Source organism: Streptomyces sp. NPDC059010, from assembly GCF_042740355.1.
Classification (GTDB): Bacteria; Actinomycetota; Actinomycetes; order Streptomycetales; family Streptomycetaceae; genus Streptomyces.
Genome location: NZ_JBHYJA010000032.1, coordinates 54,821 through 71,647 on the forward strand (window position 1 = coordinate 54,821; position 16,827 = coordinate 71,647).

A 16,827-nucleotide genomic window follows, 5' to 3' on the forward strand; every position below is an offset into this window, starting at 1 on the left:
GGGCCCCCTATAAAAACCCCCCCCCCCCCCCGCCGCTCCACACCAACCCCGGCGCGCCCCGCGGGGGGGCCGCCGGGACTGGCCCCGGCGGCCCCTCCTCTCCCCTCCTGGTGCTGCGCGTCCCGGTCCGTCACTACCGGGGACTATCGGGGCAGCACCACGACATACGCGGCCGGTTCGCGGTCCGCCGCCGCCATCAGGGCCGTACGGACCACCGCCGCCTGCTGCTCCATGGCGTCGCGGAGCTTCTTCGGGGTGATGTAGACGACCGTGATGCCCAGGCGCTCCAAGTGCTCCCGCTTGCGGGCGTACTCGGACCACAGGGCGTCCTCGTCGTGGCGGGGCGCCCGGGTGTCCAGTTCCACCGCCACCGCCTGCTCCGGCCAGTAGGCGTCCAGGCCGCCGAGATGCGGGCCGCCGGGCAGCCGCAGGTCGACGTTCCAGACGGGGTCGGGGAGGCCGTACACGTGGACCATCTCGTAGAGGCGGTCCTCGGCGATCGCGCGGCCCTCGGCGAGCAGGGAGTCCACCGCGTCCACCACGTGCGGGCGGTTCAGCAGCTTCGCCTGGTTCAATTCCCGTACCACCGACGCCGGTTCGCAGTGCCCGCCGCGGACGGCCTCGGTCAGCAGCCGGCGTACGGCGCTCGCGTCCGTCAGTTCGGCCACCGCGTCGGCCAGGGCGCGCGGGACCGGCGCGACCGGCAGGCCCGTCACCTGGTGCGGGGCGGGGAGCGCGGGGGTGCGCAGGATGCGGGCGCAGCCCGTCGAGCGCAGGCGCCGCATCCGGGGGACCAGGACGTCGATCGTGTCCAGGGCGGTCAGCGGCGGCGTGGCCGAGAAGCCGTGCAGGGTCAGCGCCGCGAGGCCCGTGATGACCGCCTCGGGGTAGGCGGGGGCGTGCCCCTCACCCGGGTTCGGCTGGGACGGCACTCCCGGCGAGCGTTCCCGCGCCGCGTACATCAGCACCGCGTGCAGGCGCTCCTCGCTGGTCGGCGGGCCGGGGTGGAGCAGGAAGACACCGGGGAGGAACTGCTGCCAGGGGCCGCCGGGGCGGCACTGCTCGTTCACGTCGGCGGTGGGGACGCCGTGCGACTTCAGCTGCGCGGCGGTCATGACACGGCGGTGCACCTCGGAGAGATGACGCAGGGGGCGGGGGGAGAGCGGGGGGACCGGGGTGTTGTGGTTCATGCCCCGGAGGTTCCCGCGTCCGATCCGCTCGCTAACCGCTGTTACATGTCCGTCGACAAAACCGGACAACCTGGCACTAAAGGACGGGTGTTCGGGTGCCGAGTAGGCAGGCAAAACCCCTGGTCCGTTCGGGTTGGACCAGGGGTTACGGCTGCTATTGCCTGAATTCCGTAACGGTCACGGACGGCCGTGATCGTTGGCCAAAGGTCTTATGAGGTTGACGCCGATCCTGACCCCGGCGCCGACTCGGAAGCGGCCCCCGCGTCGCACGCCTGCCCCCGCAGCCCCCGCGCCAGATCGTCCCGCGCCTCCAGTACCAGCCGCCGCAGCGCCGGTGCCGCGTCCTCGTGGGCCGTGAGCCAGGCGTCCGTCGCGTCCAGGGTGGCCTGCGACTGCTGGAGCGCCGGGAACAGGCCCCGCACCACGTCCATCCCGATCTGGATCGACCGCTCGGCCCACACCCGCTCGATGGCAGCGAAGTACTTCTCGGTGTACGGCGCCAGCAGCTCCCGCTGCGACGGCCGGCCCCAGCCCGAGATGGTCGCCTCGACCAGCGCGTTCGACAACGCGTCCGACTCCACGACCTGCGCCCACGCCTGCGCCTTCACAGCCCCGGAAGGCCGCGCGGCCAGGCAGCGCACCTGGTGGCGCTTGCCGGACGCCGTGTCGTCCCGGGCCAGTTCGGCCGCCAGCACCGACTCGTCCGCCACCCCGTGCGCGGCCAGCGGCTCCAGGAACGCCCAGCGCAGCTCCTGGTCGACGTCCAGCCCCTCGATCTTCTCCGTACCCTCCAGCAGACCCCGCAGCAACGCCAGATCCTCCGCACCCGACGTCACCGAGGCGAAGAACCGCGCCCACGCCAGCTGCTGCTCGCTGCCCGGCTCGGCGGCCCGCAGCTCCCGCAGCGCGCCCTCGGCGACCAGCCGCTCGCCGGTCGGCCGCCACTGCGGCGCCACATAGTGGACCAGCGACGAGTCCGCCCACGCCTGCAGCATCTGCAGCACACCGATGTCGGACTCGCGCCCCGCGAACCGCAGTACCAGGTCCACGAAGTCCCGGGCCGGCAGCAGCGCGTCCCGCGTCATGTTCCACAGCGCCGACCAGCACAAGGCACGCGCCAGCGGGTCGGTCACCGCACCCAGGTGCTCCCGCAGCGTCGCCAGGGACCCGGCGTCGAAGCGGGTCTTGCAGTACGTCAGATCGTCGTCGTTGACCAGCACCAGCTCCGGCGCCTCGGCACCCGCCAGCTCCGCCACGACCGTCCGCGGACCGTCGACGTCCACCTCGGCCCGCGTGTACCGCTCCAGCGCCCCGCCCTCGCCCCGCCGGTACAGACCGACCGCGACCCGGTGCGGGCGCAGCTCCGGGTGGGACTCGGCCGCCTCCTGAAGCACCGCCAGCTCGCTCACCCGGCCCTCGGCGTCCAGCAGCACCTGCGGGGTCAGCGAGTTCACGCCCGCCGTCTGCAGCCAGGACCGCGCCCATGCGCCCATGTCCCGCCCGCTGGTCTCCTCCAGCACCGACAGCAGATCACCGAGACGCGTGTTGCCGTACGCGTTCCGCTTGAAGTAGCGCCGCGCGCCTTCGAGGAACGCGTCCTGTCCGACGTACGCCACGAGCTGCTTCAGCACGGAAGCGCCCTTGGCGTAGGTGATGCCGTCGAAGTTGAGCTTCGCGTCCTGCAGGTCGCGGATGTCGGCGGTGATCGGGTGGGTGGAGGGCAGCTGGTCGGCGCGGTACGCCCACGACTTGCGACGGTTGGCGAAGGTGATCCAGGCGTCCTTGAAGCGGGTCGCGCCGACGTTCGCGAAGGTGCCCATGAAGTCCGCGAAGGACTCCTTCAGCCACAGGTCGTCCCACCACACCATGGTGACCAGATCGCCGAACCACATGTGCGCCATCTCGTGCAGGATGACGTTCGCCCGGCCCTCGTACGACGACCGCGTCACCTTGCCGCGGAAGATGTACTCCTCCCGGAAGGTCACCAGCCCCGGGTTCTCCATCGCGCCGAGGTTGTACTCCGGCACGAACGCCTGGTCGTACTTCCCGAAGGGGTACGGGTAGTCGAAGTGGTTGTGGAAGAAGTCCAGGCCCTGCTTGGTGATCAGGAAGACGTCGTCGGAGTCGAAGTAGGGCGCGAGACCCTTGCGGCACATGGCGCCGAGCGGGATCCGCAGCGTCGTGCCGTCGGCGAGGGTGCGCTCGTAGGAGTCCGTGACGTAGTGGTACGGGCCGGCCACGACACACGTGATGTACGTCGAGATCGGCTTCGTCTCGGCGAACCTCCAGATGCCGTCCGCGAGTTCACCGGCCCCGTTGCTCCACACCGTCCACTCCTCAGGCGCCCGCACCTCGAAGCGGAACGGCGCCTTGAGGTCCGGCTGCTCGAAGCCCGCGAACACCCGGCGCGAGTCGGCCGGCTCGTACTGCGTGTAGAGGTAGACCTCGCCGTCCTCCGGGTCGACGAACCGGTGCAGGCCCTCACCCGTGCGGGAGTACGCGCACTGGGCGTCCACCACGAGCTCGTTGTCGGCGGCCAGGTCCTCCAGTGTGATCCGCGAACCGTCGAAGACCTCGCTCGGGTCCAGGTCCCTGCCGTTGAGGGAGACGGCCGTCACACTCGGCGCGATCAGATCCGCGAAGCTGCTCGCGCCGGGCTCCGCGCAGCGGAAGCGGATCGTGGTGACCGAGCGGAAGGTGCGCGGTGCCCCGTCCTCCGCGGCCGTGTCGCCGACGGGGTCACCGACGGCGGACCGCACGTCGAGGGACACGTCGTAGCCGTCGACGGACAGCAGGGCGGCCCGCTCCCGGGCCTCGTCGCGGGACAGATTCTCACCGGGCACGGGCGGCACTCCCTCGGGTGGTGTTCAGTATGCGGACAGCCCTGATCCTGCCATGCGCGCCCGACGGCGGGCAGCCGGGAATGGGCGGACCGGCCAGGAGTGTTCCCCGGGGTAAACGCTTCCCTCTGAGGAGAGACATGTCGGACAAGACCCCCGTCGACTTCTGGTTCGACCCCCTGTGCCCGTGGGCCTGGATGACCTCGCGCTGGGTGCTGGAGGTGGAGAAGGTCCGCGACATCGAGGTCCGCTGGCATCTGATGAGCCTGGCCGTCCTCAACGAGGACAGGCTCGACGAACTCCCCGAGCAGTACCGCGAGCTGCTGGAGACCAAGGCGTGGGGTCCCGTCCGGGTCGTCATCGCCGCGCAGGAGGAGCATGGCGCCGAGGTGCTCGGCGACCTCTACACCGCGCTCGGCACCCGCATCCACAACAAGGGCGAGGGCCCCGAGAAGGAGACCGTCGCCGCCGCCCTGAAGGACGTGGGCCTGCCCGACTCCCTCATGGACCACTGGGACGGCACCCCCTACGAGCCGCAGCTGCGCGCCTCCCACAAGGAGGGCATCGAGCTGGTCGGCCAGGAGGTGGGCACCCCCGTCATCGCCGTCCCCGGCGCCGACGGCGAGCAGATCGCCTTCTTCGGCCCCGTCGTCACGCCGGCCCCCCAGGGCGAGGAGGCCGCGAAGCTCTGGGACGGCACCCTCGCCGTGGCCTCCGTACCGGGCTTCTACGAGATCAAGCGGACCCGCACGAAGGGGCCGGACTTCAGCAACCTGTAGGGCCAGGGCTGGGCCTGGGGCAGGGCTGGGGCTAGTCGGACTCGGGCTCGGGGAGGTTGCCGCCGACATGGCGGTTGCCCCGCTGCTGGACCCGCCGGCACTTCCCGTTGGTGCAGCGGAGCACGGCCGCCTTGCGGACATGCTTCGGTATCTGGCCCTTGACCTGCCCCCACTCCTCTTCGGTGACCGGGCTGAACTCCTCCATACGGTCGCCGCAGTTCGGGCATCGCTTCGACACCATCTGAAATCCCCCCATCCCGTGCGCAATACGGTGACGGGAGCGTAGGCCCGCGCGGGGCCGTGGCATCAGCCCGGAATCCGTCCTGCCAGGGCGGATTCCGGACGTCACGCCCCGGCCGCGGTCTCCTCCTCGCGGAACCTCTCGGGGAGGACGCCGCGGTCGCTCATGTTCAGGTGCCGGTAGTAGGTCAGGCAGCTCTTCGCGGTGCAGCGCCAGTACCAGTCCACGTAATGGCGGGGATCCCCCTTCTCCGCCCGGACCGCCGCCTTCTCCTCGGCATTGAGCGGCCGGAACACCTGCATGCCCCCACAGGTAGGGCACGCCAGCCGGAACGTCCTCATCAGCCCCTCCTAGCCATCACCGCCAGATCCGGGAAGTCGGTCACCACCGCGTCGACCCCCATCCCGTAGTACAGCGCGTACTCGGCGAACGCGTCCCCGAAATCGTTCGCTCCGCCATCGCGCCGGAATTCCACCGGAAGGAACTGGTTCTCCGCCCGGAAGGTGTACGGCCCCACCCGCAGCCCCGCCGCATGCGCGTCCGCGAGGACCGGCGTACCGGCGAGCGAGGACTTGTCCGGCCCGATCCAGTCCGCGTACTCGGCGATCCGCGCCAGCCCCGCCGCGGTCATCATGTCCTGGTACGTCGTCGGATCACCGGACGAGACCAGGTCGTACGGTCCGCCCGTCGTCCCCAGCGCCTGCCACAGCGGCACCCCCAGCCGCTCGGCCGCGATCCGCTTCAGGCTCGTCGGCTCGAAGGACTGCACGACACACTCGCGCCGGCCGAGCCGGTTCCGCCGGATCGCCGCCGCCAGCTTCGGTTCCAACGGCAGGCCCAGCGAGCGGAAGTAGGTCGGGTGCTTGGTCTCGGGGAAGACGGCGATCGTGCGGCCGTACGTCCTGGACAGCCGGCGCGCCAGGTCCACCACCTCCTGGAAGGTGAGCACTTCCTCGCGGCCGTCGAACACCGTGTTGCGGTTGCGGACCAGCGGCAGCCGCTCCACCGCGCGCAGCGTCTTCAGCTCCGCCAGCGTGAAGTCCTCGGTGAACCAGCCGGTCACCGGACGCCCGTCCACGGTCCTGGTGGTACGGCGGTCCGCGAACTCCGGATGCGACGCCACGTCCGTCGTCTGCGAGATCTCGTTCTCGTGCCGGACGACCAGGACGTGGTCCTTCGTCGGGACGAGGTCCGGTTCGATCCAGTCGGCGCCGGTCTGCACGGCGTAGGTGTAGGAGACCGCCGTGTGTTCGGGGCGCCAGCCCGCGGCACCCCGGTGGCCGATGACGAGCGGGTGCCGCGTGTTCTTCGAGGCCGGCTCGGTCGCGTGTGCCCGTGCGGGGACGGCCGTGGCCGCCGTGGCCGCGGGTGCCGCGGCGGCCGCGAGCAGCAGAGAGCGGCGTCTGAGATGCATGAGGTGCATATGACTCCCTTGTCTCGGCGGGTCGTTCACGCCCGCGCCCGGTCCCGCGCCTGAGCCAGCCGGGCCAGATGGTCGTCGTAGGCGTCCGCGTAGTACGCCGCCCGGGCCGCGTCCGGCTCCACGACCGCCGTCGGCTCCGTCCAGGCCGCCGCGTCCAGCGCCACCCCGTACCGTTCCGCCGCCGCCAGCACCGCGCCCCGCGCCCCCACTTCACCCTCGACCACCCTCAGCGGACGGCCCAGCACATCGGCGAGCAGCCGCATCCAGGCGGGGCTGCGCGTGCCCCCGCCGCACACCGCGAGGGTGCCCGTCAGCCCCGCCGCCGCCAGACAGTGGCGGGCGGCGTAGCCGATGCCCTCGCAGGTCGCGCGGATCAGATCGGCCTTCGTGGACTCCAGGGAGACACCGGTGAGTTCGGCGCGCAGCCGGGGTTCCACGAACGGGGCCCGCTCGCCCGACGGGGCGAAGTACGGCAGCACACGGACCCCGTTCGCACCGGGCGGTGTCTCGGCGAGCAGGGCGTCGACCTCGTCGTGGTGGACACCGGTCGTGGACAGCACCCAGTCCAGGGCCGCCGTGCCGACCATCGCGGGCATCGCGCGCAGCCAGTGGCCGGGACGGTCGGTGGAGATGTACAGCCCGGCCGGCTCGCCCTTCAGATCCAGGTCCGTCGTGGCGACCAGGCTGGCCAGGCAGGTACCGACGATCAGCAGACCGTCGCCGGGGGCCTTCACACCCGCGCCGAGCGCACAGGACGGCAGATCGTACGGGCCGTTCGCCAGCCGCGTCCCCGAGGGCAGCCCCTCGCGCGCCTCGGCCGTCGTGATCGGATCGCCGATCGGCGCGAGCAGGCCCCGGCGGTGCGTCAGACCCAGCAGCTCCACGACCCGGTTGTCGTACGCCCGGGTGCGCGGGTCGAGGAACGGCATCGACGCGTCCGAGACGTCCGTCGTCGCCGGGGCGCCGGTCAGACGGCGGAAGACCATGTCCTTGCAGTAGAGCGCGGTGGCCGCGGCGTCGAGCGACGCGGGCTCATAGCGGTCGAGCCAGGCGAGCAGCGGGCCCGGACACCCGGGGAACATCGCGCTTCCGGTGCGGCGGAACACCGTCTCGAACGTGCCGTCCGCCAGCCACTGGTCGAGCAGCTCGTGCGCCCGGCCGTCCATCCAGGAGGCGGCGGGTCGGACGGGTCGGCCGTCCTTGTCGACCAGCCAGACACCGTCGCCCTGTCCGGTGAGACCGGCCAGCTCGACCGGGCCCGGGAGGCGGGAGGTCAGAGCGTCGAGTACGCCTATGACCGCTGTGTACACCTCCTCCATGTCCTGCTCGACATGACCGCCGTGCAGGGACAGGGCCACCGGGCGGGCCTCTACGGCCAGTTCGCGGCCGGTGTCGTCGAACGCGGCGGCTTTTACCGTGGAAGTGCCCACGTCGATGCCGATGTACATTCCAACCCACCTCTCGTGCCTCAGGTCAGGGCGTGTGCCAGTGGCTCCCCTCGCGCCCAGCGGCCCACCTCCGCCGCTGCGATCGCTGCCGCCTTCTCCGCCACCGCGCGGGACGCGCCGCCCAGGTGTGGGGTCAGTACGACGCGGTCGGCGAGGGCGTGCAGCCGGGAGGCCGGGGGCAGCGGCTCCTGTGCGTAGGTGTCCAGGGCCGCCGCCGAGACGTGGCCGTTCTCCAGGGCCCCGCACAGGGCGTCCTCGTCCAGCAGCGGGCCCCTCGCCGCGTTCACGACCACCGCCCCCTGTGGCAGCAGGGCCAGTTCGCGGGCACCGATCAGCCCCCGGGTCTCGGGGGTGAGACGGGCGTGCAGTGTGATCACCCGGGAGATGCGCAGGAGTTCGTCCAGGGACGCGACACGCAGGCCGTGGATCTCGCCGCGGGCGTAGGGGTCGTAGACCATCACCTGCGCGCCGAAGGCGCAGAGCACGCGGGCGACCCGGCTGCCCACGGCGCCGTAGCCGATGAGCCCGACGGGCAGGTCCTCCAGTTCCAGGCCGCTGTGGTCGTAGGTGTAGTACGTCGCCCCCTCCCAACTGCCCTGCAGCGCAAGGAGGTTGTGCGCCTGGGGAATCCGGCGCAGCGCCGCCAGCATCAGGCCCACCGTGAACTCGGCCGTGGCGGCGGCGTTGCGCCCGGGGGCGTAACACACCCGCACGTCATGCCGTTTGGCCGCGTCCAGGTTGACGTTCACCGGGCCGCCCCGGCACACCACCACCAGTCGCAGGTCCGGGCAGGCGTCGAGGACGCGCTCCGTCACCGGGCCCATCTGCGTGACCAGCACCTGCGCCCCGGCGAGGGCCTCGATCAGCTCGTCCTCGGCGTCACTCGCCTCGGTCACCTCGGCCACCGGACCGAAGGGGTCCAGCGGCCAGCCGAGTGTCAACTCGCCCATCTCACAGGCGAGTTCACGGGCGAGTGCCTCCCTGATGAGCGTCGGCAGGATGAAGTGGTCGCCGGCGGCCACCACGCGCACGCTGTTCCCGTTGGTCATCGGAGGGAGTCTCCCGTCTCGGCGTCGAAGACATGGGTGAGGTGAGGGTCGGCGGTGACATGGACGCGGTCGTCGTGGACGAGGCGTACCTCGGGGGCGGTGAGGACGACGAGGGGGCTGTCGACGCCGTCGAGCGCGAGGGTCGCGATGCCCGACTCCAGGAGGGGTTCGTGGGCCACCACGCGGGCAGACAGTCCGTCGTCCTCGCCCGTCAGCGTCAGGTCCTCCGGGCGGATGCCGACCACCACCTCCCGGCCCGCCTCCACCGGCACCGGCAGCGCGAGCCGTGCCGTCTCCGACAGGCGGGCGTGGCCGTCGGTCGTCGTCACGCCGGGGAGGAGGTTGATCGCGGGCTCGCCCACGAAGTCCGCGACGAAGACGTTGGCGGGGCTGTCGTAGATCTCGTACGGGGTGCCGAGCTGCTGGATCACGCCGTCCTTCATCACGGCGATCCGGTCGGCCAGGGAGAGGGCCTCCTCCTGGTCGTGGGTGACGAGGATGGTGGTGTGGCCCAGGTCGCGCTGGATGCGCTTGAGTTCGCGGCGGGTCGTGTCGCGTTGGGCCGCGTCCAGATGGGAGAGGGGCTCGTCGAGGAGGAGCACGTCCGGTTCCCGGATCAGCGCCCGGGCCAGGGAGACCCGTTGCTTCTGGCCGCTGGACAGGCCCGCCGGGCGGGCGTCGAGGATGTCGGTGAGGTCGACGCGCTCGGCGATCTCCCTGACCTTGCGGTCGACGTCTCCCCGGTCGGCCCTCCTGCGTGCCTTCAGGCCGAAGGCCAGGTTCTCCGCCACCGTGAGGGGCGGGTAGAGGGCGTAGTTCTCGAAGGCGACCCCGATGTTGCGCTGCTGCGCCGGGCGGGCGGTCACCGACGAACCGCCGACCAGGATGTCGCCGCCGGTCACCGTCTCAAGGCCGGCGATCATCCGCAGGGTCGTGGACTTTCCGCAGCCCGAGGGGCCCAGCAGACCGAGCAGCTCGCCGGAGTGGAGGGCCAGGTCCAGGCCGCGTACGGCAGCCACCGGCGGGCGGCCCCGCGCCGAGAAGGTCTTGCGCAGATCACGTAGCTCCAGCTCGGTCATCGCTGCCCTTCGTCACGATCGGTGCCCCAGGACCTGTCCGGGCGCAGACTTCGTAGGTGACCTTGTGCTCGTCCAGGTCCCGCAGCGCCTCCGCCGACGCCCCGTCGTCCACGAGGAGCAGGTCGAAGCGGGAGAGGGGGACCACCCGGTGCAGGGCGACCCGGGCGAGCTTGGTGTGGTCGATCAGCAGCACATTGCGGGCGGCCGCGTCGAGCATGGCCCGCTTCACCGACACGATGTGCTGCTCCTGGTGGTAGGCGTAACCCCCGTGCACGGCCGACGTCGACGCGAAGCACACGTCCACCCGCAGCTGCTCGATCGCCTCTACGCAGGACACGCCGAGGAAGGAGGAGTGCAGCGGGTCGTAGTCGCCGCCGAGGGCCATCAGATGGATGCCGCGCTGGTCGGAGAGGACGTTGATGGCCTCCAGGAAGTTGGTGACGACCGTCAGCGGGGTCACCTCGCCGGCGCGCAGCCTGCGGGCTATCTCCAGGGTGGAGGTCGAGTCGTCCAGCATGATCGCCATGCCGGGCTCGATCAGCCTCAGGGCGCGGTCGGCCACGGCGGCCTTCTCGGCGCGCATGGTCTTCAGCCGGTACTGCACGTTGGACTCGAAGACCCCGGAGGGCTGCGCGGTCACACCGCCCCTGGACTTGCGCACGATGCCCTGCCGTTCGAGCTCGTCCAGGTCCCGGTGGATGGTCATCAGGCTGACCCCGAACCGCTCGGCCAGCTCGGCGGCCGTCGCCGAACCGTCGGCGAGGACCAGCTCGGCCATGGCGGCCTGCCGGGCGGCGGGGCCCTGCGGACCGCTGCTGTGATTGCTCATCGTGTCTCGATCCGTCGTCCTGGACGCTGCGGCCGGTCGGCCTCGAACAGCAGCAGGTTCTCAGGCCGGACCGACAGGCGTACCGGATCGTCGGGCCGAAGGCTTGTCGCCTCGCCGCGCGGCACGACCAGCGAGACATGCTGCTCGCCGAGCCGGACCGTGACCTCCACCGACCGGCCGAGCACCTCGGTGACGTAGACGGTGCCGGAGAGCTCGTGGCCGGGGCCCTCGCCGAGGGTGAGGTCGCGGGGGCGTACGCCGATCAGCACCTTCGTGCCGGGGGCCGCGGCCGGGGTCGTGGCCGCCTCGGTCCGGAGCGGCAGCTCGACCTTGCCGTCCGGGGAACGGAAACCGCCGTCGGATGTCACCGCTCCCGGGAGGAGATTGATGCGGGGACGGCCGAAGGCCCGCGCCACCTCCGTGTCGTAGGGCCGGTACCAGATCTCCTCCCGGGTCCCCGTCTGCACGATCCGCCCCTCCCGGATGACCCCGATCCGGTCGCCCAGCGCCAGTGCCTCCACGGAGTCGTGGGTGACGTAGAGGGTGGTCGTGTGCCGTACCGCGCCGATCGCCTTCAGCTCGGCCCTCATCTGCTGGCGCAGTTTGGCGTCCAGGTGGGAGAGGGGCTCGTCGAGGAGGAAGGCGCGGGCCGGGCGGACCAGGACCCGGCCGAGGGCCACGCGCTGTCGCTGGCCGTTGGAGAGCCGGCCGACCGGGCGGTCCAACAAGGCGGAGATTCCCAGGAGTTCGGCGACCTCGCCGATCCGCTCCCTGGCCCGGTCCGCGGGGAGGCGGTGGCGTGGGGAGCGGAGCGGCGAGGCCAGGTTGTCGTAGGCCGACTTGTGCGGGTAGAGGGCGTAGCTCTCGAAGCACATCGCCACTCCACGGTCGTACGGCTCCACGCCGCGCATGTCCTCGCCGTCGAGCTCGACCGTGCCGGCTTCGGGGGTCTCCAGCCCGGCGATCGTCTTCAGGGTCGTGGTCTTGCCGGCGCCCGAGGGGCCGAGGAGGCAGAAGAACTCGCCTTCCCGGACGTCCAGTTCCAGGTCGTCGAGTGCGGTGACCTTGCCGTATGTCTTGCGGACGCCCGACAGCCGGATCACGACTTCACCGCCCCGAAGGACAGGCCCCGCACCAGATACCGCTGGATGGTGAGGGCCAGCAGCAGGGGCGGGACCACGGAGACGAGGGCGGCGGCGGCCGTGAGGTTGTACTTGGGGCGGTCGCCGCCGAGGAAGGACAGGGCGCCCACGGTCACGGTCTGGGCCTCGTTGGAGGTCAGGATGAGCGGGAAGACGAAGTTGTTCCACGCGAAGATGAAGGCCAGCAGGGAGACCGCCGCGACCCCCGGCTTCACCAGCGGCAGCGCCACCCGCAGGAACGCCTGCTTGCGGGTGTAGCCGTCCAGCAGCGCCGCCTGCTCCAGTTCGGGGGTGAGGTCCGCGAAGTAGGACCGCATGATCCATACGATCAGCGGCAGCGTGACCAGCTGGAGCACCCACACCATGCCGACGTACGTGTCGAACAGGCCGAGCTTCTGGTAGAGCACGAACAGCGGGATGATCACGGTGAGTTCGGGCGCGAACCGGAACGACAGCAGCGTGAACATCAGGTTCTCCGAGCCCTTGAACCGCCAGCGCGCCGAGGCGTACGCCGCCGGGAGCCCCACCAGGAGCGACAGGACCACCGCGCCCACCGACACGACCAGGCTGTTGACGAAGAACCGCACGAACGGGATGCCCTCGCTGTCGCCGAGGACCGTGCGGTAGCCGTCGAGGGTGGGGGAGAAGGAGAAGTAGGTGGAGAAGAGCTCGTTGGCCGGCTTCAGGGAGAGGATCACCATCCAGGCGATCGGAAACAGCGCGAAGACGAAGTAGAGGATGAGGGCGGCATCCGCCAGCCACCCCAGCAGCCGTTTCCTGAACGTCACTTGGCAGCCACCTCCGCCGCCTTCCGCTGGATCTTCCCCAGGTGCTTCACCAGCACCATCGCGGCGAGATACACCACGGCCCAGAGCACGATCGTGTAGCTGATGCCGAACGAGTACCGCTGGAAGCGGATCGCCTCCAGGTAGGCGCGGATCTGGAGGACGACCGTCGAGTCACCCGGTCCGCCCTCCGTCAGGGCGTAGATGATGTCGAACACCTTCAGCGAGTCCATGAACCGGAAGATCACCGCGACCAGGACGTACGGCCACAGCATCGGCAGCGTCAGCCGCCGGAAGGTGTACCACCAGCCCGCACCGTCGACCGCCGCCGCCTCGAAGGGGGAGGTGGGCAGCGAGCGCAGCCCGGCGAGCGCGAGGATCGCCACGAACGGCGTGTACACCCACACGTCCACGGCGATGGACGACAGCAGCGCGCCGGTCGGGGTGTCCGTCCACTGCACCCCGCCCAGCCCGAAGGGTCTGAGCAGGTGGTTCACGACGCCGACGGACGGCTGGAGCATCAGCTTCCAGATGATCGCCGCGATCACCGGCGCGATCATCAGCGGCAGGATGAGGATCTTCTCCAGCACCCGCCCGACGACGGACGACCGGTGCAGCAGCAGGGCGACGGCGACCCCGAGCACGGTCTCCACGGCGGCCGCCCCCACCGCGTACAGCACAGTCACCCACGCCGAGTTCCAGAAGGCCTCCTGCGTGAAGACGGTCTCGTAGTTCTCGAACCGCACCATGTCCGGCTGCGGCTTGCTCGCCGAGAAGTCGAACAGCGTGTAGTAGAGGCCGAGTCCGAAGGGGTAGAGGATTCCGCAGGTCAGCAGCAGGGCGGGGACGATCAGGACGTAGGGGCGAAGGGCGAACCGCCATCCCATCGCGCTAGCCCACCTTGTCGGCGAGGTCGCCCGCCAGCCCGTCCAGCACCGACTCGGCGCCCTTGCCGCCGTAGATCTCCTGGAGGGCGGCGGCCCAGCTGGTGGTCGCGTCGAAGAACTGGGCCTGCGGGGTGAACTGGATCTTCGTCTGGTCCACGACGGTCTCGAAGGTCTCGATGAAGCCGGGCAGATGCCTCATCTTGTCCTTGTAGGCGGCGGCGTCGGCGATCGATTTGCGCACCGGGTCGATGTGGTTGTGCGTGATCGCGCTCTTGAGCAGGTGCTGCTTGCCGGTCGCCCACTGCAGGAACAGCCAACTGGCGCTCTTCTTCTTGCTCTTGGCGTTCATGCCGAGCGACCAGATCCACATGTTGGTGGCGAGAGAACCGTCCGGACCCTTCGGACCGGGATGGAAGGCGATCTTCCCGGAGGCGGGGCTCGCCCCCTCCACCGCCTGGAAGTAGGCCGCCGTGTCCGCGTCGAACAGCATCCCGGCCTTCTTCGCCCCGAGGTCGCTGGAGCACTGGTACCAGGTGTACGACGTCCAGGACGGCGGCCCGCCCTGCTTGACCATGCCCGCCCAGTCCTCGGTGAACGCGACCGCCTCCGGGGTGTTCATGGCGGGTGTGAGCTTCCCGCCCTGGACTGTGAAGTCCTTGAGCCCGTTACGGGCGTACATCGTCATGAAGCCCGGGTGGATGGTCGCCCAGCTTCTCGATCCCCGTACGGCGATCCCGTACATGCCGTCGAAACCGGCGCCCGGCGCCTTCTTCTTGATGGCCCCGGCGATCTCGCGCAGCTCGTCGAAGGTCTCGGCGGGCTTGAGGCCGAGCTTTTTGAAGACGTCCGTGTTGTAGGCGACGACGTTGGTCTCCCAGCCCCACGGCAGCGCGTACTGCCCGCCCTGTCCGAGCGGCGCACCCGCCTTCAGCGACCACTGGTCGGCCTGGAGGAGGTTCGGGAAGAAGTCGGCCTGGTCCCATTCGGCGCCGGTGGCCGAGGAGTTGCGCATCCAGGGCCCGAGGTCCTCCAGCCAGCCCGGCGGGCCGTACTGCCAGACCATGTACGCGCCGAGCATGAAGACGTCGTACGAGGCGCGTCCGCTGGACAGGTCGACGGTGAGCTTGTCGAAGTAGTTGTCCTCGGGGAAGACGTCGTACTCGACCTTGATGCCGGTCTTCTCGGTGAAGGACTTGAGATCGGCTATCAGCGCGTCCGTGTACGGGTGCTTGTTCAGCAGCGCCTTGACGGTCGTGCCCTTCTCGCGCCGCCAGTCGAAGGAGCCGGTGACGTCGTCCGCCGCCGAGCCGTCGCTCTTGTCGTCGTCACCGCCGAATCCGGCACCGCAGGCGGTCAGCAGCGGCGTGGCGGCCAGGGCGGCGCTCAGCGCCAGGAAGCGGCGGCGGTCGTGCACGTGCATGTCCATCCGTGACCTCCACGTGGGGTTCGGCCATCCGGGTTGCTCGTGGTTAACGCGGCGAGTCGACTCGTTAACAGAGGGTGGAACGGCGGAAGTTGGGCGTCAATCCCTCGCGCAGGGGAAAATCTCAGGGCAGAGTGTGAAGTTCACGGATCGAGATGTGCGGGAGGTCCGGATGACGCATGAACACGACGCATGGCTCGGGATCGACCTGGGGACCCAGAGCGTCAGGGTCCTGCTGGTCACCGGGGACGGCACGGTCCTCGGCAGCGGCTCGGCCCCCCTCGCCGGACGGCGGGACGGAGTGCGGCACGAGCAGGATCCGGCGGAGTGGTGGGACGGGCTGTGCGCGGCGTCCCGGACCGCGCTGCACGGGCGGCCGAAGGACACGGTCGGCGGGCTCGCGGTGTGCGGGACGTCCGGAACCGTGCTGCTGACGGACGGGGCGGGGCGGCCGATGAGCCCCGCGCTGATGTACGACGACGGGCGCGCCACGGTGCAGGGGGCGCGGGCGCGGATGGCGGGGCTCGGGGTGCAGGACACCTGGGCCCTGCCCAAGGCGCTGTGGCTGACCGAGAAGTACGGCCACGGCCGGGTCACCCACCAGCCCGACCTGATCGTCTCCCTCCTCACCGGCGAGCTCCCCCCGGCCGACTCCAGCCACGCCCTCAAGACCGGCTACGACCTGGAGCGCGACGCCTGGCCGGCCATGCTGTCCCGCCTCGGCCTGCCCGGCCCGGCCATCCCGGACGTCGTACGCCCCGGCACCCCCCTCGGCGAGGTCTGCGCGTCCGCCGCCGACGCCACCGGCATCCCCGCCGGCACCCCCGTCATCGCCGGGATGACCGACGGCTGCGCGGCCCAGATCGCCTCCGCCGCCCTGCGCCCCGGCTCCTGGAACTCGGTGCTCGGCACCACCCTGGTCCTCAAGGGCGCCGCCCCGACACCGGTCCGTGACCCGACCGGCGTGGTCTACAACCACCGTGCGCCGGACGGGAGTTGGCTGCCGGGCGGCGCCTCCAGCGTGGGCGCGGGCGTGCTCACGGCGGCGTTCGCGGGCGCCGACCCGGCGGACATGGACACGCTGGCCGCCGCCTACGAGCCGTCCGGCGCCATCACCTACCCCCTCGTCTCACCCGGCGAGCGCTTCCCGTTCCTCGCACCGGACGCCTTCGCGCTCGTCCTCGGCGAACCGGAGTCCGACGCCGACCTGTGGGCCTCCCTCCTCCAGGGAGTCGCCTTCACGGAACGCCTGTGCCTGGACTATCTGCACCACCTCGGCGCCCCGCTCGACGGCCCCCTCACCTTCACGGGCGGCGGCGCCCGCAGCCCGTACTGGAACCAACTGCGCGCCGACATCCTGGGCCGCCCGGCCCGCGTTCCACGGCAGACGGAACCGGCCCTGGGGATGGCCGCGTTGGCGGCGTTCGGCACCGGGGCCGTGGCCGACCTGCCGGAGGCCGCGGAGGGCATGGTCCGCATCGGCACGACCGTCGAACCCCGCCCCGACCGCACCGCCCGCTTCGCCGAGCCCTACGCCCGCCTCGTCGACGAGCTCACCACCCGAGGCTGGCTCCCGCCCCCGGTCGCGGCGCACGCGCGTGCCCGCCTGGACGGAGATACTGCGCAATCATGAGCACAGGCACAGGCACAGGCACAGGCACAGGCACAGGCACAGGCACAGGCACAGGCACAGGCACGAGCACAGGCACCGG

15 protein-coding genes are annotated in these 16,827 nt (G+C 70.9%); 2 read left to right on the forward strand and 13 right to left on the reverse strand.

Annotated elements, in window-relative coordinates; genetic code table 11:
- Window positions 1-143: 143 nt before the first annotated feature.
- Window positions 144-1,190: a hypothetical protein gene (locus tag ACFWYS_RS30340; protein WP_384775726.1), complete on the reverse strand. Its 1,047-nt coding sequence runs from the start codon at window positions 1,188-1,190 to the stop codon at window positions 144-146.
- Between the two features lie 209 nt (window positions 1,191-1,399).
- Complete coding sequence (gene pepN / locus ACFWYS_RS30345; protein ID WP_384775727.1) at window positions 1,400-4,033, reverse strand: aminopeptidase N; 2,634 nt, start codon at window positions 4,031-4,033, stop codon at window positions 1,400-1,402.
- A 137-nt stretch (window positions 4,034-4,170) separates the two neighbouring features.
- Between pepN and ACFWYS_RS30350 the strand changes: the two genes are divergently transcribed.
- On the forward strand, window positions 4,171-4,809 hold the full coding sequence (locus tag ACFWYS_RS30350; RefSeq protein WP_384775729.1) for a DsbA family protein: 639 nt from the start codon (window positions 4,171-4,173) through the stop codon (window positions 4,807-4,809).
- 31 nt (window positions 4,810-4,840) lie between these two features.
- On the opposite strand, the gene ACFWYS_RS30355 is transcribed toward ACFWYS_RS30350, so the two are convergent.
- The 11 genes from ACFWYS_RS30355 to ACFWYS_RS30405 form a co-directional block, all read right to left on the reverse strand.
- Window positions 4,841-5,050 carry a hypothetical protein gene (locus ACFWYS_RS30355; RefSeq protein WP_384775731.1) on the reverse strand — a complete coding sequence of 70 codons (210 nt, stop codon included), beginning with the start codon at window positions 5,048-5,050 and terminating at the stop codon, window positions 4,841-4,843.
- 104 nt (window positions 5,051-5,154) lie between these two features.
- On the reverse strand, window positions 5,155-5,352 hold the full coding sequence (locus ACFWYS_RS30360; RefSeq protein WP_384775733.1) for a hypothetical protein: 198 nt from the start codon (window positions 5,350-5,352) through the stop codon (window positions 5,155-5,157).
- 38 nt (window positions 5,353-5,390) lie between these two features.
- Complete coding sequence (locus ACFWYS_RS30365; RefSeq protein ID WP_384775735.1) at window positions 5,391-6,464, reverse strand: glycerophosphodiester phosphodiesterase family protein; 1,074 nt, start codon at window positions 6,462-6,464, stop codon at window positions 5,391-5,393.
- A gap of 35 nt (window positions 6,465-6,499) precedes the next feature.
- On the reverse strand, window positions 6,500-7,921 hold the full coding sequence (locus tag ACFWYS_RS30370; protein ID WP_384775737.1) for an FGGY family carbohydrate kinase: 1,422 nt from the start codon (window positions 7,919-7,921) through the stop codon (window positions 6,500-6,502).
- Between the two features lie 20 nt (window positions 7,922-7,941).
- A complete protein-coding gene (locus tag ACFWYS_RS30375) occupies window positions 7,942-8,970 on the reverse strand; it encodes a 2-hydroxyacid dehydrogenase (RefSeq protein ID WP_384775739.1) in 1,029 nt (342 codons plus the stop codon).
- Window positions 8,967-10,049 (reverse strand): ABC transporter ATP-binding protein, encoded by a 1,083-nt coding sequence (locus ACFWYS_RS30380; protein ID WP_384775741.1) that lies wholly within the window; start codon window positions 10,047-10,049, stop codon window positions 8,967-8,969. The genes ACFWYS_RS30375 and ACFWYS_RS30380 overlap by 4 nt, the downstream gene beginning before the upstream one ends.
- The gene (locus tag ACFWYS_RS30385) at window positions 10,027-10,878 is read right to left on the reverse strand and encodes a DeoR/GlpR family DNA-binding transcription regulator (protein ID WP_384775743.1); all 852 of its coding nucleotides are present in this window, start codon (window positions 10,876-10,878) and stop codon (window positions 10,027-10,029) included. The genes ACFWYS_RS30380 and ACFWYS_RS30385 overlap by 23 nt, the downstream gene beginning before the upstream one ends.
- Window positions 10,875-11,981 (reverse strand): ABC transporter ATP-binding protein, encoded by a 1,107-nt coding sequence (locus ACFWYS_RS30390; protein ID WP_384775745.1) that lies wholly within the window; start codon window positions 11,979-11,981, stop codon window positions 10,875-10,877. The genes ACFWYS_RS30385 and ACFWYS_RS30390 overlap by 4 nt, the downstream gene beginning before the upstream one ends.
- Entirely contained in the window at window positions 11,978-12,808 is an 831-nt protein-coding gene (locus ACFWYS_RS30395; protein ID WP_384775747.1) for a carbohydrate ABC transporter permease, read from the reverse strand. The genes ACFWYS_RS30390 and ACFWYS_RS30395 overlap by 4 nt, the downstream gene beginning before the upstream one ends.
- Window positions 12,805-13,692, reverse strand: a complete 888-nt coding sequence (locus tag ACFWYS_RS30400) for a carbohydrate ABC transporter permease (RefSeq protein ID WP_384775749.1) — start codon at window positions 13,690-13,692, stop codon at window positions 12,805-12,807. The genes ACFWYS_RS30395 and ACFWYS_RS30400 overlap by 4 nt, the downstream gene beginning before the upstream one ends.
- 4 nt (window positions 13,693-13,696) lie before the next feature.
- Entirely contained in the window at window positions 13,697-15,118 is a 1,422-nt protein-coding gene (locus tag ACFWYS_RS30405) for an ABC transporter substrate-binding protein (RefSeq protein ID WP_384775751.1), read from the reverse strand.
- Window positions 15,119-15,287: 169 nt separating this feature from the next.
- On the opposite strand from ACFWYS_RS30405, the gene ACFWYS_RS30410 reads away from it, so the two are divergent.
- Window positions 15,288-16,748, forward strand: a complete 1,461-nt coding sequence (locus tag ACFWYS_RS30410) for an FGGY-family carbohydrate kinase (protein WP_384775753.1) — start codon at window positions 15,288-15,290, stop codon at window positions 16,746-16,748.
- Window positions 16,749-16,827 lie beyond the last annotated feature (79 nt).